Source organism: Treponema zioleckii, assembly GCF_014737315.1.
GTDB lineage: Bacteria > Spirochaetota > Spirochaetia > Treponematales > Treponemataceae > Treponema_D > Treponema_D zioleckii.
Map to the genome: position 1 here is coordinate 59,764 of NZ_JPUF01000006.1, position 16,825 is coordinate 76,588.

Genomic DNA, 16,825 nt, shown 5'->3' on the forward strand with positions numbered 1-16,825 from the left:
TTTATTTCCTCCGCAAAATTTTTAATTCAAATCTTATTTTTTTTGCATAGCGATTTTGGCAATTGCAGTAACTTTTGGGGGCTGAGCTTGTAAAAACCACCTGTCCGGTTACTTTAAAAGTCAAGTGATGACTCGGAATTTTATTGTACCACGGAATCATGGATTTTTGAAATTTTCTTAATTTTTTCTTTTAAAATTTTTGAATTTTTCAGCTCGTCAACATTTGCAGGCATTCGCCACGTCCAGTTAAAATCGCTTACCGTGCCAGGAATATTTATTCGTTCGGTTTTTGCGTTCTCCGCATAAAAATTCTCGTCAAGGTAAAGCCAGTCCTGAATCGGCGGCACGAACCATGCCCCGGATGTGTGTGCAATGGCAGAGAGTACTTTTTCTGCGATTTGAGGATTGAATTTTTCTTCGTAGATTCTCGGAGTTTCTGCAGAATCCTTCGGAATCAAAAAAGCCCTTTCAAATTCTTTTGCGCTCGTTTTTTCTTCGTTCCACCACTGGCGCAGGGTAGAGGAGTCGTGAACGCTTGTGGTCACAAGGCTTAGCTTGCTGTAGCTTTGCAAGTCTTCGAACGGAGAGTTTTCTTTTCTCCAGTCGCGGCACCAGCGAACGACTTTTAGCCCAAGGATTCCGAACTTTTTCATAACGTCGCCCATGCAGTCGATTTTGATTCCTAAATCCTCGCCGCAAGCTGTCATTCCTGATGACGGAATAATTTCGCTAAAAATTGATTCGGCTTGTGCCCGCCATTGTTTTTCCTGTTTTTTTTCGTTCGCGTCCAAAAGTTCTGAAAGCGTTTCTTTTTCTTCCTCGGTTAGCGAATTCCAGGCGCTAGAAAATTTGTAATTGTGGTACGGCAGAAAATTGCCTTTTTTCACTTCGATTAGGACGCGGTTTTTCCACCAGCCCAAAAGTTTTTCCCGAATTTCTTCCTGAATTTCTTCGTCAAGGTCAAAATTTGAAAAATCAAGTTTTTTTATGTCTCCGCTCGTTTTTATGCAGCTCTTAAAATTCCAGAGTTGTTCTCGCCCGATTCTGTCGCAAGCCACGCTCAAAATTTCGATGGACTGATTCACGTTTCCCGTGAGCCTAAAAATGTCTTCCGTTGGAATGTGCGGTTCGCTTAGCCAGCGTATTCGTTCCGTGGAAAAGCCGTTGTTCAGGAGCGTTGCGGTCGTAATCGCCGAATACGGAACCGTAGCGCCCATTTCGGCTGTAAGTTCGCCGTCTTTGAATGCCCAGAACCTAAAAAATCCCGGAATGTGGTCGAGTCTGAATGCGTCAAAATATTTTTTTGTTTCCGAAAGCCTTAATTTCCACCACGCATAGCCATTTTCTTTTTGGGCTTTCCAGTCGTATACGGGAAAGCCCCAATTTTGGCCCGTAGGGTTGTCTTTGTCCGGCGGGGAGCCTGCCCTGAATTTCATGTTGAATAATTCCGGGGTGTGCCAAACGTCGCAGGAATCCTCGTTCAAAAGAATCGGAAGGTCGCCTTTTAGCGTAATGCCCATTTCTCGAATTTTTTGGGCTGCTTCTGAAAATTGCAGGTGTGCGATGTATTGCTCCCAGGCGTAAAAGCGAACGTCAAAAACTTGAGTCTGGTCAATCCATCGTTCAATGATTTGGTCTTTTGAAAGATTCAAATCTGCGTTGAACCAATTTTTGCATCCCGCCTGATGATATTTGTCTTTTAGGGTTTTGTAGACACAGTAAGAATTGAGCCAGGTCGCGTTTTTTTCGATGAATGCGTAAAAATCCTTTAGATATTTGTCAATTGTCTTTTTGTCGGAGTTTACGGTCATCTAAAAAAATTTTTTTTAGGAGTGTAATTTTTTAAGTTGAGGATTTTTGTATAATTGAATCTTTTGTCGTCTTTCAAACTTAAAAATTCGTCGTATTCATGCCTGAATGAAGGATTTTTTCGTAACAGGTGGTAAAATTTTCCATCTTGTAAATTGAAATGTAGATTGGATGGAGTGCAAATGCGCTCAGCGTGCTGTAAGGGGAACTTGAAGTTCCGGTGTCCAGAACCGGCAAAAGCTGAATTACGGAAAGCCCTGCGTCTTTGCAAAATTCAGCAAATTCCGGCAGGGAAGTGTACTCTCCGATTACAGGTGTTTTTTCTGTTCTTAATGCCCCAAGCGGAATCGAAACTCCGGTTAGCCGTTTTAATTCATTGCCAAAATTCTCGCTCATAGCCAATAATTATAGCACGGAATTTAAAAAGGCTAACCAAAAATCTGTGTCCAAAAATGCCTGCCGTGCAGAATCAAACGAAGCCGTATTTCCAGTGCCAGATTGGTTTTGCGAGTTTGTAGCTGAACGGCTGTTTTTTCTCAAAATCCGGGAGCCATTCCGTGTCAGCGCACAAATCCTGGTAAAAAAGATAGTCAAAGTCATAAGCTTCAATCAAATCTTTTAAATCTGAATCTTCGGAATTGCTGACAAGCCGGTTTTCTATCGTTGAAAGTGCTTTTTTGCGAGCTGCAAGCTCGCTTTCGTCGCCCTTGAACGGAACTGGAGTGTATTGGCTCATAAGCGAAATTATCGCCTTTCCGTCTGCATTGTTTTTTAGCCATTCCAAAACGTCGGCTGTCTCAATGAATTTTCCTGGCAAAAAAAGATGCCGAACGATAACGCCCGAAAGAATCTTTTCTTTTTTGGCGAGTTTTCCTGTGGCGCGGTCTGTTTTTTCGACTTCCGTGATTTTGAGCGGATTGTGGTCAATCATCCATTTTAGCGCCGACTTTGCGACTTCTGGATAATCTGCCGCCGCACATAAATTCTTTGAAATCTCGCTGGAAAGCGTTTTTAAGTCTGGAAGCCAGATTTGAACCAAGCCTTCAAGCATTTTTAGGCTCTCAACCGAATCGTATCCGCTTGAATTCCAGCAGACCGGAATTGAGAGACCGAGTTTTTTTGCTTTTTCAAGTCCCTTTGCAATCTGAGGAATGTGATGACTTCCTGTTACGAGATTTATGTTTTCAGCCCCCGCATCCTGAAGCTTCATGCAGATTTCTGCAAACTCGTCCTCAGAAACGTTTTTTCCCATTCCTTGCTGGCTAATCTGGTAGTTCTGGCAGAACGCACAACGAAGGTTGCAGCCTGTCAAAAAAATCGTTCCGCTGCCGTTGTGCACCGTGATAAGAGGTTCTTCACCAAAATGAAGGCACGCTACTGCAAGCCGAATGTCGTAAGGTTCCTTGCAGAATCCAGTCGAGTTCAGTCTGTTCGTTCCGCAATTGCGAGGACATTGCTTGCAGGCTGTGTACAATGCGTCCAAGTTTGAATAATCAGCGTTCAAAATTAAAGCGCACCGTGGTCAAGAATCATGCCCATCATGTTTTGAAGGGCATCCAATGGTAAATCCTCAGCCTCGTAATTTACGAAGTCGCGGAGTGTTTCCCAGTCATCTGCTGAGAGAATAGAAATATCTTCGGATTCGTCGTTGTCTGCGAATGCCTGAAAAGCCTTGATTCGGGCGATATTTTCTTCTGACGGTTCGTTCATTGGGTCTGCAGAGCCCATAACGTATGTGTTGAGCCAATAGTCGGCAATTTGTCTTGCTACGTTCTGAATATTTCTGTTGTTGTTTTCAAAAAGTTTTGCGATTTGCGTGCAGGCGCGCTTTCCGTCATAATGACCGCCATTGTTCGCACGGTCGAATTTTACAGTTTTCTGTATGTCTGCAAGAAATTTTTCGATAGTTGTCATGCCGTTTATTATAAGAAATCCGATTTTTGTTTTCAATCCATGCCGTTTTGAATGAAGTATGAAGTGTGAAGTATGAAGTATGAAGTGTGAAGTGTGAAGTATGAAGTATGAAGTATGAAGTATGAAGTGCGAGCAATAAAACGCACCTTAAAATCGCGGATCCGCTTGCCGCCGAGATTTTAAAACACTTGCCAAACTCACCCACCAATTCACGAGTTTTGCTTCGGCAAAAGTCGTGTGAAACGCACAAAGTCAAACCGAGCTCCAAAAGTGAAGTTGTAGCGTTTCAGTCCTCTCCCTGCGAAAAATTGTACATCCTGACAAAATTGCGAGCTGATGCTGCGAGCAATAAAACGCACCTTAAAATCTCAGCTCCGCTTGCCGCCGAGATTTTAAAACACTTGCCAATCTCGCTCACCAATTCACGAGTTTTGCTTCGGCAAAAGTCGTGTGAAACGCACAAAGTCAACCCAAACTCCAAAAGTGAACTTGTAGCGTTTCATTTTTTTCTTGACTTTTGTTTTAACTGAATTTACACTTTTATTTATGGACTTAAAAACTGTTTTAACACCGGATACAGTAGAACTTCATCTCAAAGGTAAAACAAAAGAAGAAATAATCGATGAGATGTTGGATATTCTCATCAAAGCCGGAAAGGTAGCGGATAAAGCTACGGCTCGCGAATGTGTTTTGGATCGTGAACGAAAGATGTCTACTGGCATGAAGCATGGCATCGCTATTCCTCACGGAAAAACAGACACTGTCGCTGATTTGGTTGCATGTATTGGTATTTCTGATAATCCAGTTGATTTCGATTCTTTGGATCAGGAACCATGCCGCATTTTCATTATGACGCTTTCTCCAGTAAACAAAACTGGTCCGCATCTTCAGTTCTTGGCAGAGGTAAGTTTGCTTTTCAAGAGTGCTGAAAAACGTGCACAGATTTTGAATACACAGGACAAAGCTGAAGTAATCAAGATTCTTACAGAATAGTTTCTCTATTTCTTATGTTTGAATCTCGGAAAGACCTCTCGCTGAACTGGCGGAGGTTTTTTTATTTTAAATTCAAATGTAAATAATCGGTGAATTTGAGGTAGCCAAAATGAAACTCGAAAGACTTTTTGAAGTAAAAAACACCAAACTTTTTGATTTGAGCGGAAACGAAATCGCTGTTTCTGCATCTATGGCAAAAAAAATAAAGTGGAGCGAAGTTGAATCCGAGGCGGAATCGTACAACGAAGATTTTCTTGCAAAGCTCCGTGACGAATTAAAAACTTTGGAGTCCGAGAAAAAATTCGTTTTTATCGAGCCTGAATTTGACAAAAATGCTCCTGCCGAACAGTTTATTACAGCAATGAATCACACTGCCCGCCGCATAAAAGATTGTGTTTCGGTAATCGGTTTTGCGATTCCTGCTGAAATTTCTGAATTTAAAGATAATTTTATTGAGGAACTTTCCAAAAAACATCAGCAATATTGTTATTTTTGCAAAAAAGAGATTTCAAACGATATTGTTTTGTATTAACTGATACAAAAATGCGAAAAAATCTATAATTTGCAAACTTTTTCAATCAAAAAATTCAAAAAAAATCCAAAATCTCCATTGATTTAAATTTTCATTTCTGTAATCATAACTAAAATGAATTCTTATACTTTGAAGACATTGACAGGAACACTTGTTTTTAGCGGATTTTTTTTGATTGTAAGTCTGCTCGTGTTTTTTTGTGTTCCTGCAATCAATCAGGACGAGGGAACGCCTATCGTTGCTGCTGGTGAGTCTGTCGGCTCATCAGCTCTTGTGGCCGTTAACTCTGAGTCCGCAGAAAATTTAAATTTTGATGAACTCACTTTAAAAAACGATACGAAGACTGTTGCTGACAATAAGGCTTTTTTTGCTTCGATGATAGCTAGTGGTGTAAAAAAGATGCCTTCGGATTCTGGTGAGACAAGTCAAAAAACAAAAAAACATGGAAAAAGTGGAATTCCGTTTTCAACTTTGCACACGAGTATTTTGCCGCTTGAAGAAGAAAAGCCGGAGCTTTACTCAAAATCTGATGCGGATGCTTACTCGCCAGTTGAGGATCGCGGGCTTAACTTGTATCGCCAGTCGCAGACACGTCCGATTGTTGAATGGTTCTATACTCGTTGGACTGGAAACCGTGACATTGCGCTCGCAATTTTGGAAAATGCGGACAGAAACAATATCTCTGTTTCGTTGGCTTTTTCGCTTGCGTATGTTGAGAGCAATTACAAGCCACGCGCTATCAATTACAACACGAACTCGACGATTGACCGTGGGCTTTTTCAGCTCAACAGCGCATCTTTTCCGAGACTTTCCGAAAAGGATTTCTTTAATCCTGTTGTGAGTGCTAGATACGGAGTTAGTTATCTCCGTTACTGCATTGATATGGGCGGAAATGAGAAAACTGGTCTGGCAATTTACAACGCTGGTTTGGCACGAGTAAAGTCGAACAGAACTCCTGCAAAAACCGTAAAATATGTTGAGAAGATTTCTCGCTATCGAACTAGACTTGAAAATGCTTTTACTTCGGACGTTGTTGCTCTTGTTGGAGACGGCACGAACGGTTTGCTCGCTCTTAATGCAAAAGAATCTCTTTCTGAAAAGGTTTATGAGTTCTAGGAAACGCTGCAAGTTTACTTTACGAATATGAGTTTGCTCGTTCGTTTCCATACAGTTTTGCCCCGCAAAACTGTCGCACTGGTTAAAGTTTTATTGCTCACGTGTCGCGAGCAATTTTTGTATTTGGACGTATGCCTGTTAAAAACGTGGTCATGCCGAATTTATTTCGGCATCTAACACGTTTGTAGTCTTACAGTTTTAATCTTTTTTCGGCCGTCTTCCGCAGCACTTTTTCTCGGTGCAGAATCCTGAAACATCGCATTTTGGCACAAAAAGCGTGTCGCAAATCCACTTCCATTCGTCAGAATATTCGCTCAATGCCTTTTTTATCTCGTTTGCCATAGTTCTTATTTCTAAATATGCACGTGTGCATAAACGCTGGTTCATAAGATTTATCATGTTGCGGAGATTTCGTTTGTCCACGATTTTTGTCATCATTCCGAGCGGAAGGACGTTCGCGGCATCTTCTTTTGAAACACCGGCTTCCAAAAGTTCCCCATATTTTTTGCGGATAAATTCCATTGTTTCTTTGTAGATTTTCTCTGCTTCTGGAGTTTTTGTTGTTTGAGGAATGTAATACTGAAAATTGTCGCAGTTCACGTAGCGAGTGCTTTCCTGCAATCTCGTTGGCGCGCCGCCAATATGCGTGTAGTATTCGCGAATTGCGCGGGCAGAGTAGCCCGTAATGCACATCTCAATGTCCACGTATTCTAGCACGCGGCCGTGTCCGCTTATGATGCAGTCTTTCGCGCGCTTAATGTTTTTTTCCGCGTCGTCAATCGGGCTGTTCCAGCATACACCGGCATATTTACCGATTTTTTGGAGCGGATACTTGTCTGTTGAGTCAAAAATTTCTATCATCTTTTCCCTTGCTTTGCCTTATTTTCGCCAGCCGTCGTATTTGTCGCACTCAAGAATCTCTTTTGCTCTTGCAACGCTTTCTGCTGTTGGGCTTTCTGTTTTTTCTAGCGCGTAAGGAATACCTAAATCTCGGTATTTTGAGATTGCAAGACCGTGGTACGGAAGAATCTCGACTCGCTGAACGTTGTGCAACGTGCGGATAAAGTCCCTTGTCTGCGTAAGGTATTCTTCGTTGTCCGTGATTCCTGGAACAAGAACGTGACGAATCCAGATTGGCTTTTTGATTTCGTCAAGATAGTAGAACATTTCGCGAATGTTTTTGCCAGACTTTCCTGTGAGTTTAATGTGCTCTTCCTCGTTGATGTGTTTAATGTCCATCAGAAGAATGTCGGTAACTTTCATAAGTCTGTTGAATTTTTCAAACCATTCGCCCTCTTTTGTAAAAGGCTCACCTGCCGTGTCAATGCAGGTATTGATTCCGAGTTCCTTTGCTTTTTCAAAAAGTTCGATTAGGAAGTCAATTTGGGCCAACGGCTCTCCGCCACTAACAGTGATTCCGCCTTTTTTTCCCCAATAAGATTTGCATGCGAGCGCTTCTTTTAAAAGCTCGTCAGTTTCCATCTGTTTGCCGCGCATCATGTCCCAAGTGTCTGGGTTGTGGCAATATTTGCAGCGCAGGTGGCAGCCTGCCGTAAAAATAATGAAGCGAGAGCCAGGTCCGTCTGCGCATCCGAATGATTCAAGCTGATGAATATATCCTTTCATATTTATACCTCTCTTGATTGTACTGAAAAGATTTTACCATATTCTTTTTGTTTTATCAGCATGACGGAAAAGTATAAAACATAAAAAAAAGCCACCCAAAATCGGGTGACTTTGCGGTGGTTTTGAGTGCCTTAACCACCATTATTGTTATTCTAACTAACCGTTAGTAAACGTATTTCCAAGAAACTGGGAGCGCGAATTCTGTATATCCGTAATCAGAATCAGTTCCGAGCTGGAATATAAGTCCACCTGCAATGCTGTGATTTTTGTTGATTTCAAGTGTGATTTTTGGATAGATTCCGATTGTTGAATCAAGTGAACGCCATCCGTTTGTTCCCCAAACAGTTTCGTCTCCAAGATCCCAAAGAATAAATCCCTTAATATCGAGACCGATATTGTCTCTTCCAAACAAGAAGTCAACTGCACCGTAGAGATCATAAGCGCCTTTGAAGGCCATATTAGACCATTTTACATAGTCGCCGTCAAAGTTGAATGCGAGGTCTGCGGCAAATAGGAATGATTTTGCGTCATATTTTAAGCCTGCTGTAAAAATATTCTTTCCGTAAATACCAGTAGCTTCGATATAAGATACCCACTGATTGTTTGTTGAATCCCAATAGTTGTAAGGAGAGAGGAATGCAAGACTTCCGAGACCTGCGTCACCGTCATCAGCATGTGTGAATCCAAGATTGAGCTCCAAAGACTTGATTGTTCTCAAAGAAAGGTAGATACCAGCTTTGAAAGAGTCGTAGCTTGATTCAGAACCGATTCCTCTGATAGAACCACCGATAGCAAAGTCTTTGGTGTCATAGTCAATACCAAAGGCAATGTTGTATTTGTTGTGGTGAGAGTCGCTGTCGCCGAACCAATAACCGTCAAGGTCAAATCCTGCTCCGAATGTGAATTCTTTTGTCGGGCGAATTAAGAATGAAACTCCGTTTGTGCTATAGTTTCCTACAGAAACATTGTCTCCCCAAACTGGAAGATAAGAACCTGCTGTGTAAAGTTCGTCGCTGAAGCCGAAACCGCATACATTCCATGGCATGAACTCAACATAGAAATCTGAAACCCAGTCTGTAACATAGAATGGCTCGTCATCATTGTCATTCCAAATTCCATTCATGTCTTTCATTGAGAATGATGCGTCAACACCGAGACTGAGTTTGTCAGTAAGATATTCAGCGATAACTTCTTCTTTTAATCCTGCAAAAGCCGTATGTGAATCTTTGTTTTTGTTCTTTGGCTTAATGTAATGAACTATATCTGAAGAAAGTTCATTTGAAAAATACAAATTTCCTTTTTTCTCAGAATCGCCAAAGTGGAATGAAACATCTGCAAATACGGATGTTCCGAGAGTTGTTGCAGCCAGAGCTGCGAGAATTAATTTTTTCATTTATAACTCCTAAAATAATTACGAGGAAAAATTTTAATCAAAAAAGCAAAAAAATCTAGACTTTTTTACGAAAAAAGCGTTTTTTGTTTTATAGAAGTTTTTTTTTCGATACAAAATGAGTAAAAATAGAGATTTTAGGCTAAATTCAGTTTTAATAGCGGATTACAAGATGAACGACAGGATTCTTTTCCGAACCCGTCATTTCCAAAAGTGCCAGCGTGAGTCCGCTCTGAACGATGCAGAATGTGTTTTTTAGAATATTTATTTTGTTTTCAATTTCACCGTTAAGGTTTGAGTCGTGCATCGTTCCGTAAAAATAAATTTTATTTTTATCTCTCTGAACTCGTTTTACTGCATAAACCAGTTTTTCGTTGTTGTAGTAAAATTGGTCGTTGTTTATGGTTGCATCCGCATTGAAGGAAATTAATTTATCTATCTGCCCAGTTTTCATGTTAATTTTATATAGAAAATCTTCGTGTTTCCTTGTTTTTGCATACAAAACGGCATTTCCCGTCTTTCTGTCATATTTTGCGTTGTAGTGAAAAAGCGTTGTTTTGGGTGCTGAAACTTTTTTTATGATTCTACGTACATCTGGGGCAAAATCATAAAAAAACAGCGTCACGGTCTTTTTCCCGATTTCGTCATGCAAAAGAATCGTATCATCAATTTCCAAAAAAGAAATCCCGATGAAGGTGTCCAGTTTTGAGAAATCAACGGATTTTATGGTTCGTTTGTTGCCGTCCGAGAGTCTGTACCCAACAATAGAAGAAACTTTATTTTTTAAATCTTGCTGCAAATAAAATATAAAGTCTCCGGATACCCGCGGATAGCAGGAAAAAAAAGCATCGGTGATGTTTATTGGCTCTTTTGTGATTTTTGTGAGTTTTTCGGTTTTGTAGTCAAAGTGATAAATATCCTGTGATTTTTTTTTGCCCAAATTCATCACGTTAAAAACAAATCCTGTCTCATCTGTGTCAAAATCATAAATCGTTGAGTTAGGTTTGCCCACAAAAATTTCTTTTTCAACTTTTTTGGTTTTTGTGTTGAATTTTGTGATTTTTGGCAAAAGCTGCGGTAAATTTTCAATAACAATAAAAATGCAATCTGAAGTCATAAAGTATCTTTCATTCAGAATGACGTCCCTTGTTATATTTTCGTTATCGCTAAAGTCAATCTCAATTTTTTGTGATTGGGCCGAGGTTTCGAAAATTGTGAAAATTGCAAGAATGATTGCCAATAAATTTTTTTCATTTTTTTTGATCGCTTTGTAAAAATTTGTGGAGAAATACGCACATTTAAATAATAAGTTCTTTTGAACCCAAAGTCCATGAAAAATTTAATTGAATTAAAAAAGGCTGCCCAACTCAATGGACAGCCTTTTTAGGCGGTCAAGCCGCCTTATTTGTTTTTCTCAACCTTGAATTAGAGAGAAGCGTGGCAAGTACGAGCGATAACGTCGTCCTGCTGCTCTTTTGTAAGGTTGATGAAGCGTACTGCGTATCCAGAAACGCGAACTGTGAAGTTAGCATACTCTGGCTTCTCTGGGTGAGCCTGGCAGTCCTTGAGTTTCTCAACACCGAATACGTTTACGTTCAAGTGGTGAGCACCTGCATGTCCTGACTCTGGTCCAACATCGAAGTATCCGTCGAGAACGGCTACGAGGTTGTCAACCTGCTCTGCTTTGTCGTGTCCGAGTGCAGATGGGTTGATTGTCTGAGTATTTGAAATACCGTCCAAAGCCTGCTCGTATGGGAGTTTTGCAACAGAGTTCAAAGATTTTACGAGACCCTTTGTCTCTGCACCGTAAGATGGGTTAGCACCTGGTGAGAATGGCTCGTGAGCTTTTCGTCCGTCCGGCAAAGCACCTGTAGCTTTTCCGTATACAACGTTTGAAGTGATTGTAAGGATTGATGTAGAAGGCTCTGCGTTGCGGTATGTTGGGTGCTTGCGGATCATTCCCATGAATGTGCGGAGCAACCATACTGCGATTTCGTCAGCGCGGTCATCATCCTGTCCGTAGCGTGGGAAGTCTCCCTCTACTACGTAGTCGATAGCCTGGTTCTTAGCTACGTCAACAACTTTGATTTCGCCAGTTTTCTTGTCCTTCTGCTTAACTTCTACGTCGCCACGGATAACCTTTACTTTTGCATATTTGATTGCAGAAAGTGAGTCTACAACGTGTGAGAATCCTGCGATACCAGTTGCGAATGTGCGTTTAACATCTGTATCTTCGAGAGCAAGTTCCTCTGCTTCGTAGTAGTATTTGTCGTGCATGTAGTGGATTGCGTTCAATGAGTTAACATAGATGTCTGCAAGCCATTCAAGCATTTTCTCGTATTTAGCTTTAACTTCTTCGTAGTTAGAAGCGTCAAGAACGTCAGCAGTGATTGGCTGGTAAGCTGGTCCAACCTGTTTTCCTTCTGCGAGACCGCCCTTTTCGTCACGTCCACCGTTGATAGCGTAGAGGAGTGCTTTTGCGAGGTTAGCGCGTGCTCCGAAGAACTGCATTTCTTTACCAGTCTGTGTTGCAGATACACAACAGCAGATTGAGTAGTCATCACCCCAAACTGGGCGCATTACATCGTCGTTCTCGTACTGAACTGAAGATGTTTCGATAGAAATGTGTGCGCAGTAGCGGCGGAATGACTCTGGCAATCTCTTTGAATAGAGAATTGTCATGTTTGGCTCTGGTGAAGGACCCATGTTCTCCAATGTGTGGAGGAAGCGGTAGTCGTTCTTTGTAACCATTGAGCGACCGTCCTGTCCGAGACCACCAACTTCGAGAGTAGCCCAGATTGGGTCTCCAGAGAAGAGGTTGTTGTAAGCTTCGATACGAGCAAAGCGAACCATACGAGCCTTCATAACGAGGTGGTCGATGAGTTCCTGTGCCTGTGACTCAGTAATCTTTCCAGCTTTCAAGTCGCGTTCGATGTAGATGTCGAGGAATGTTGAAACACGTCCGATTGACATAGCTGCACCGTTCTGAGTTTTGATTGCTCCGAGGTATCCGAAGTACAACCACTGTACAGCTTCTTTTGCAGTTGTAGCTGGTTTAGAAATGTCGAATCCGTAGATTTTTGCCATTTCTTTGAGGCCTTTGAGAGCCTTAATCTGTTCAGCAACTTCTTCCTTGAGGCGGATAACTTCCTCTGTCATTGTTCCGTCGCCGATGTTAGCTTTGTCAGCTTCCTTAGCCTTGATAAGAGCGTCAATACCGTAGAGAGCTACACGGCGGTAGTCACCAACGATACGTCCACGTCCGTAAGTATCCGGCAAACCTGTAAGGATGTGTGAGTTTCGTACTGCACGAATCTCTGGTGTGTAAACATCGAATACAGCGTCTGAGTGTGTTTTGTGGTACTGTGTGAAAATCTTGTGAAGTTCTGGATCTGGAGTGTATCCGTACTGCTCACATGACTGCTCTGCCATTTTGATTCCACCGAATGGCATGAAAGCTCTCTTCAAAGGTTTGTCTGTCTGGAGACCTACAACCTGCTCAAGGTCTTTCAAAGCTGGGTCGATGTAACCTGCAGGATGAGATGTAAGACCAGTAACGATAGAAGTATCCATGTCGAGAACACCGATTCTCTCTTTTCCATCTTTACCGATTGATTTTTTGTTGTGTTCAGCTTTCTGAAGCTCCTGCAACTTGTCAAAAAGTTTGTTTGTTGCATCTGTTGGACCTGCGAGGAATTTTTCATCTCCGTCGTAAGGTGTGTAGTTGTTCTGGATAAAGTCGCGAACGTTGATTTCTTCTTTCCAAAGGCGTCCTTTGAATCCGTCCCAAGCTTCTGCCATAATAAAATCTCCTTCTTGCACATCAGGAGCCGTAGCGAATGTCTGGAACACCGAAAAAGATTTAAAGACGACTAGAAAAAGGACTCAGCTGGTAAAGGCTGACTGTCCGTTTTAGAATCAACTGAAAATATTTTTGATGTGACCAAAACAGTCAACAGGCTCGTATTTATGCAAGCAAAATTGTGTGATTCGTTGAATTTTTTAATCCAACGACTGTTTTATGGATGAATTATATTCCTTTTTGTTTAGAAACACAATGGAATACAATCTTTTTTGCAGTGATTTCTGAATCACGTTTTGCAATCTGTAATGATTACAAAAATGAATATAATACAAATTATTTTTTTAGGCAAGTGTAATAGAAATTTTTTTTTCTCGGCTAAAAAAAATTCTGCCCGTTCGGGGACGAATAAAAAAACTCCGCAAAAACGGAGCTTTTCAATTTGTTGGTGGGTTAAAATTGAACTTTTTAGATGATTTTTACTCAAGTTCCGGGAGCCAGATTTTTGGGTTCCAGATGATTTTGTAGCGGTAATCGTTTTGTTTTACAGGTTTTAGCTGTTCTGAAAAATACGTTATGTCCTGCTTTTGGCCTAGATAGTGCCTTAGGTATTCGTCTTCGCCGGTTTTTACGACGAGTTCGATGTCGCCGTCGCGGTCAACTTGTACGTGGCAGTAGCCTTCGCAGGTGAATACGGTTTCGCCGAGTCGCACGTTGTAAAAAACGACTCGCCTGTAGGTTTTAAAGTTGCCTTCTTTCATTTCGAGTTTGTTGACGGTCACGGCGTATTCTGACTGATATTTTGCAGCTTTTGCTTCACGGTTGTAATTTGCCTGAGCCAAAAAATTTCCGCATCCCGCGAGAAAAAGGCTTGCCGCCAAAATTGTTAAAAATAAGATTTTTTTCATGTTTTCTGTCTCCTTTTAGTGCAGCACATTTATTTTATAGAAGATTTTGGTTTATCTACATGCGCGTTGCCAGAAAAACGAAAGCCATGCAGAAAAATCCACATGGCTTTCGATGACTTTTTGACTTAGGATTGTTTTTACTTTTTCGGTTTTTAATTCCGTTTTTAAATTGTATTTTGAATCCTAATCTTCTATGCAAGAGTCTAAAAACTAAAGCTTATTGAGTCAACCCTTATGCATAGATTGGTCGAACTTTTATTACTGCCTCGCAGTTTTCAATGTCTTTCAAAGTGTCGTCAGAAACTTTTCCGTCTACGTCAAAAATGGCGTAAGCCAAATCGCCTTTACTCTGGTCAACCATGCCGGCAATGTTGAGTTTTGCGTTACCCAAAATCGAAGTGAACTGAGCAATCATGTTCGGCACGTTTTTGTGTGCGATGCAAAGTCGGGTTCCGTTTGCAGGAATCGGCTCGTTTCGGAAAGTTTTTGGGAAGTTAACTGAGTTGCGGATTTCGCCGAGTTCGAGGAAGTCGCGCAATTCTTTTACAGCCATTACTGCACAGTTGTCTTCGGCCTCTGGTGTTGAAGCTCCCAAGTGTGGCAAGCAGATTACTTTGTCGCATTTGAGCAATTCTTCGTCTGCAAAGTCTGTGATGAGCGCTGCAACTTTTCCTGAGTTCAAGGCCGCCAGAATGTCAGCGTTGTTTACCAATCCGCCACGAGCAAAGTTTACGATTCGAACGCCGTCTTTCATCGTTTTGATTGAAGAAGCGTTAATCATTCCTTTTGTGTCGTTTGTCTGCGGAACATGAACCGTAATGTAATCAGATTTTGTGTAAACGCCTTCGAGTGTGTCAGAAATTTTTACGTTGCGATCGAGGGCGAGGGCAGCTTTTACAGAAAGGAACGGGTCGTAGCCGATTACGTTCATTCCCAAAGCGATTGCTGTGTTTGCAACCATTGCGCCGATTGCGCCCAAACCGATAACGCCCAAAGTTTTTCCTTTTACTTCTGGTCCAACGAACTGAGATTTGCCTTTTTCTGCGAGGGCTGGAATCTCGTCGCCTTTGCCTGCCAGGCCTGCAACCCATTTGTTTGCGGCAACTGCCGGGCGGCTAGAAAGCAAAAGTCCGAGAATTACCAATTCTTTTACTGCGTTTGCGTTTGCGCCAGGTGTGTTGAATACGACAATACCTTTTGCTGCCAATTCTTCGCAAGGAATGTTGTTTACTCCTGCACCTGCACGTGCAACAGCTTTTATGCTTGCCGGCAATTCCATTGAGTGCATGTCAGCCGAGCGAACCAAAATAGCGTCCGCGTTGTTGATTTCTGAAGCAACTTCGTAATCGTCGCGTGGAAAGTTTTCCAAGCCGATTGCGCTGATTTTATTTAAAGTCTGAATTTTGTACATAATTTTCTCCAATTTTTGACACGGATGAACGGGGATTCACACAGATGGGACACAGATTTTTTATTTTATCCGTGTTCCATCCTGTTCATCTGTGTCGATTTTTTATTTGTTCTCTGCGGCGAATTTTTTCATGAAGTCAACGAGGGCTTTAACGCCATCAAGAGTCATTGCGTTGTAGATTGACGCGCGCATTCCGCCTACCAAGCGATGGCCTTTGAGGTTTACGAGACCGGCTGCGGCAGCTTCTTTAACGAACTTGTCGTTGATTTCCTTTTCTTTTGCAAGGCTAGCTTCGTCTGTTGCGCCAGTTGAGTATTTTGTGAGGAACGGAACGTTCATCAATGAGCGGCTTCCAACCTCGGTTGTTGCGTGGTAGAAATTGCCTTCGTTGCTGTCAAGGTAGTTGTAAAGGTAATCTGCCTTTTCCTTGTTTCGTTTGAGCATTCCTTCAGCTCCGCCGTTTGCTTCAATCCAGTGAAGAACTTTGTCCAAAACGTAGATTGTGTAGCATGGCGGTGTATTGTACATTGAGCCGTTGTCTGCGTGTGTTTTGTAAGCGAGCATTGTCGGTGTTCCTGGCAAGCAGTTTTCTGGCTCTGGAATCAAGTCTTCGCGAACGATTACGAGTGTAACGCCGGCCGGTGCCAAGTTTTTCTGTGCGCCTGCAAAAAGCAAACCGAATTTTGAAACGTCAAGTGGCTCGCTCAGAACGCAAGAAGAAATGTCTGCTACGAGCGGAATGTTGCCCGTGTCAGGGATGTACTCGTAGTGAGTTCCCATGATTGTGTTGTTAAAACAGATGTAAGCGTAATCGTAATCACCTGTGATTTTTTCAACTTTTGGAATGTAAGAATAATTTTTATCTTTTGAAGAAGCGATTACATCAACTGCGATTCCGAGTTTTTTTGCCTCTGCTGCGGCTTTTTTAGCCCAAACGCCAGTTTCGATGTAAGCTGCCTTTTTGTTTTTGATTCCGAGGTTCTGGGCAACCATTGCAAACTGTGTGCTGCCTCCGCCCTGAACGAAAAGAACTTTGTAGTTTTCAGGAACGTTCATCAATTTGCGAACCATTGCTTCCGCATCCTGAATGATTGGTTCGTAAGCCTTTGAACGATGGCTCATCTCCATTACGGACTGTCCTGTTCCATTGTAATCAAGCATTTCTGCTGCACATTCTTTTAAAACTTCTTCTGGAAGACAAGAAGGTCCCGCACTAAAATTGTAGACTCTAGCCATTTTGTTTCTCCTAAAACCTTTGCGGTAGCAACGGTGCATGGATGCACCGAATCTCAAGTTTTCGGCATCGCTGAAAACTTGAGCACAA

The 16,825-nt window shown here is 41.9% G+C and carries 15 protein-coding genes; 3 read left to right on the plus strand and 12 right to left on the minus strand.

Features of this window, described 5'->3' with window-relative positions; translation table 11 throughout:
• Window positions 1–140: 140 nt before the first annotated feature.
• From JI65_RS17490 to JI65_RS02925, 4 genes are all read right to left on the minus strand, one after another.
• Window positions 141–1,811 (minus strand): 4-alpha-glucanotransferase, encoded by a 1,671-nt coding sequence (locus tag JI65_RS17490; protein WP_191013880.1) that lies wholly within the window; start codon window positions 1,809–1,811, stop codon window positions 141–143.
• A gap of 79 nt (window positions 1,812–1,890) precedes the next feature.
• Window positions 1,891–2,205, minus strand: coding sequence for a 4-alpha-glucanotransferase (locus tag JI65_RS17495; RefSeq protein ID WP_191013881.1), 315 nt, complete (start codon window positions 2,203–2,205; stop codon window positions 1,891–1,893).
• Between the two features lie 73 nt (window positions 2,206–2,278).
• A complete protein-coding gene (locus JI65_RS02920; RefSeq protein ID WP_242457144.1) occupies window positions 2,279–3,313 on the minus strand; it encodes a radical SAM protein in 1,035 nt (344 codons plus the stop codon).
• Window positions 3,314–3,315: 2 nt separating this feature from the next.
• Window positions 3,316–3,723 carry a hypothetical protein gene (locus tag JI65_RS02925; protein ID WP_191013882.1) on the minus strand — a complete coding sequence of 136 codons (408 nt, stop codon included), beginning with the start codon at window positions 3,721–3,723 and terminating at the stop codon, window positions 3,316–3,318.
• 546 nt (window positions 3,724–4,269) lie between these two features.
• Between JI65_RS02925 and JI65_RS02930 the strand changes: the two genes are divergently transcribed.
• The 3 genes from JI65_RS02930 to JI65_RS02940 all read left to right on the plus strand — a co-directional run bounded on the left by JI65_RS02930 (window position 4,270) and on the right by JI65_RS02940 (window position 6,364).
• Window positions 4,270–4,716, plus strand: coding sequence for a PTS sugar transporter subunit IIA (locus JI65_RS02930; protein ID WP_191013883.1), 447 nt, complete (start codon window positions 4,270–4,272; stop codon window positions 4,714–4,716).
• A gap of 109 nt (window positions 4,717–4,825) precedes the next feature.
• Entirely contained in the window at window positions 4,826–5,248 is a 423-nt protein-coding gene (locus JI65_RS02935) for a hypothetical protein (RefSeq protein ID WP_191013884.1), read from the plus strand.
• A 114-nt stretch (window positions 5,249–5,362) separates the two neighbouring features.
• Entirely contained in the window at window positions 5,363–6,364 is a 1,002-nt protein-coding gene (locus tag JI65_RS02940) for a lytic transglycosylase domain-containing protein (protein WP_242457145.1), read from the plus strand.
• A gap of 198 nt (window positions 6,365–6,562) precedes the next feature.
• On the opposite strand, the gene JI65_RS02945 is transcribed toward JI65_RS02940, so the two are convergent.
• The 8 genes from JI65_RS02945 to serC form a co-directional block, all read right to left on the minus strand.
• Window positions 6,563–7,225, minus strand: a complete 663-nt coding sequence (locus JI65_RS02945) for an FAD-dependent thymidylate synthase (RefSeq protein WP_191013885.1) — start codon at window positions 7,223–7,225, stop codon at window positions 6,563–6,565.
• Between the two features lie 18 nt (window positions 7,226–7,243).
• A complete protein-coding gene (gene pflA / locus JI65_RS02950) occupies window positions 7,244–7,990 on the minus strand; it encodes a pyruvate formate-lyase-activating protein (protein WP_191013886.1) in 747 nt (248 codons plus the stop codon).
• 163 nt (window positions 7,991–8,153) lie between these two features.
• Entirely contained in the window at window positions 8,154–9,383 is a 1,230-nt protein-coding gene (locus JI65_RS02955) for a hypothetical protein (protein WP_191013887.1), read from the minus strand.
• 151 nt (window positions 9,384–9,534) lie between these two features.
• Window positions 9,535–10,497, minus strand: coding sequence for a hypothetical protein (locus JI65_RS02960; protein WP_191013888.1), 963 nt, complete (start codon window positions 10,495–10,497; stop codon window positions 9,535–9,537).
• Window positions 10,498–10,805: 308 nt separating this feature from the next.
• Complete coding sequence (gene pflB, locus JI65_RS02965; RefSeq protein ID WP_191013889.1) at window positions 10,806–13,181, minus strand: formate C-acetyltransferase; 2,376 nt, start codon at window positions 13,179–13,181, stop codon at window positions 10,806–10,808.
• A gap of 480 nt (window positions 13,182–13,661) precedes the next feature.
• On the minus strand, window positions 13,662–14,090 hold the full coding sequence (locus JI65_RS02970; RefSeq protein ID WP_191013890.1) for a beta-sandwich lipoprotein: 429 nt from the start codon (window positions 14,088–14,090) through the stop codon (window positions 13,662–13,664).
• Between the two features lie 232 nt (window positions 14,091–14,322).
• The gene (locus JI65_RS02975; protein WP_191013891.1) at window positions 14,323–15,501 is read right to left on the minus strand and encodes a phosphoglycerate dehydrogenase; all 1,179 of its coding nucleotides are present in this window, start codon (window positions 15,499–15,501) and stop codon (window positions 14,323–14,325) included.
• Window positions 15,502–15,603: 102 nt separating this feature from the next.
• Entirely contained in the window at window positions 15,604–16,737 is a 1,134-nt protein-coding gene (gene serC / locus JI65_RS02980; RefSeq protein ID WP_191013892.1) for a 3-phosphoserine/phosphohydroxythreonine transaminase, read from the minus strand.
• Between the last annotated feature and the right edge of the window lie 88 nt (window positions 16,738–16,825).

Excerpts from the sequence above, each read along its gene's own strand:
- JI65_RS17495 (WP_191013881.1), bottom strand. The coding sequence starts at position 2,205 with ATGAGCGAGAATTTTGGCAATGAATTAAAACGGCTAACCGGAGTTTCG.
- JI65_RS02955 (WP_191013887.1), bottom strand. The coding sequence starts at position 9,383 with ATGAAAAAATTAATTCTCGCAGCTCTGGCTGCAACAACTCTCGGAACA.
- pflB (WP_191013889.1), bottom strand. The coding sequence starts at position 13,181 with ATGGCAGAAGCTTGGGACGGATTCAAAGGACGCCTTTGGAAAGAAGAA.
- JI65_RS02945 (WP_191013885.1), bottom strand. The coding sequence starts at position 7,225 with ATGATAGAAATTTTTGACTCAACAGACAAGTATCCGCTCCAAAAAATC.
- JI65_RS02935 (WP_191013884.1), top strand. The coding sequence starts at position 4,826 with ATGAAACTCGAAAGACTTTTTGAAGTAAAAAACACCAAACTTTTTGAT.
- JI65_RS02940 (WP_242457145.1), top strand. The coding sequence starts at position 5,363 with ATGAATTCTTATACTTTGAAGACATTGACAGGAACACTTGTTTTTAGC.
- JI65_RS17490 (WP_191013880.1), bottom strand. The coding sequence starts at position 1,811 with ATGACCGTAAACTCCGACAAAAAGACAATTGACAAATATCTAAAGGAT.
- JI65_RS02925 (WP_191013882.1), bottom strand. The coding sequence starts at position 3,723 with ATGACAACTATCGAAAAATTTCTTGCAGACATACAGAAAACTGTAAAA.
- serC (WP_191013892.1), bottom strand. The coding sequence starts at position 16,737 with ATGGCTAGAGTCTACAATTTTAGTGCGGGACCTTCTTGTCTTCCAGAA.
- JI65_RS02970 (WP_191013890.1), bottom strand. The coding sequence starts at position 14,090 with ATGAAAAAAATCTTATTTTTAACAATTTTGGCGGCAAGCCTTTTTCTC.
- JI65_RS02960 (WP_191013888.1), bottom strand. The coding sequence starts at position 10,497 with ATGACTTCAGATTGCATTTTTATTGTTATTGAAAATTTACCGCAGCTT.
- JI65_RS02930 (WP_191013883.1), top strand. The coding sequence starts at position 4,270 with ATGGACTTAAAAACTGTTTTAACACCGGATACAGTAGAACTTCATCTC.
- pflA (WP_191013886.1), bottom strand. The coding sequence starts at position 7,990 with ATGAAAGGATATATTCATCAGCTTGAATCATTCGGATGCGCAGACGGA.
- JI65_RS02975 (WP_191013891.1), bottom strand. The coding sequence starts at position 15,501 with ATGTACAAAATTCAGACTTTAAATAAAATCAGCGCAATCGGCTTGGAA.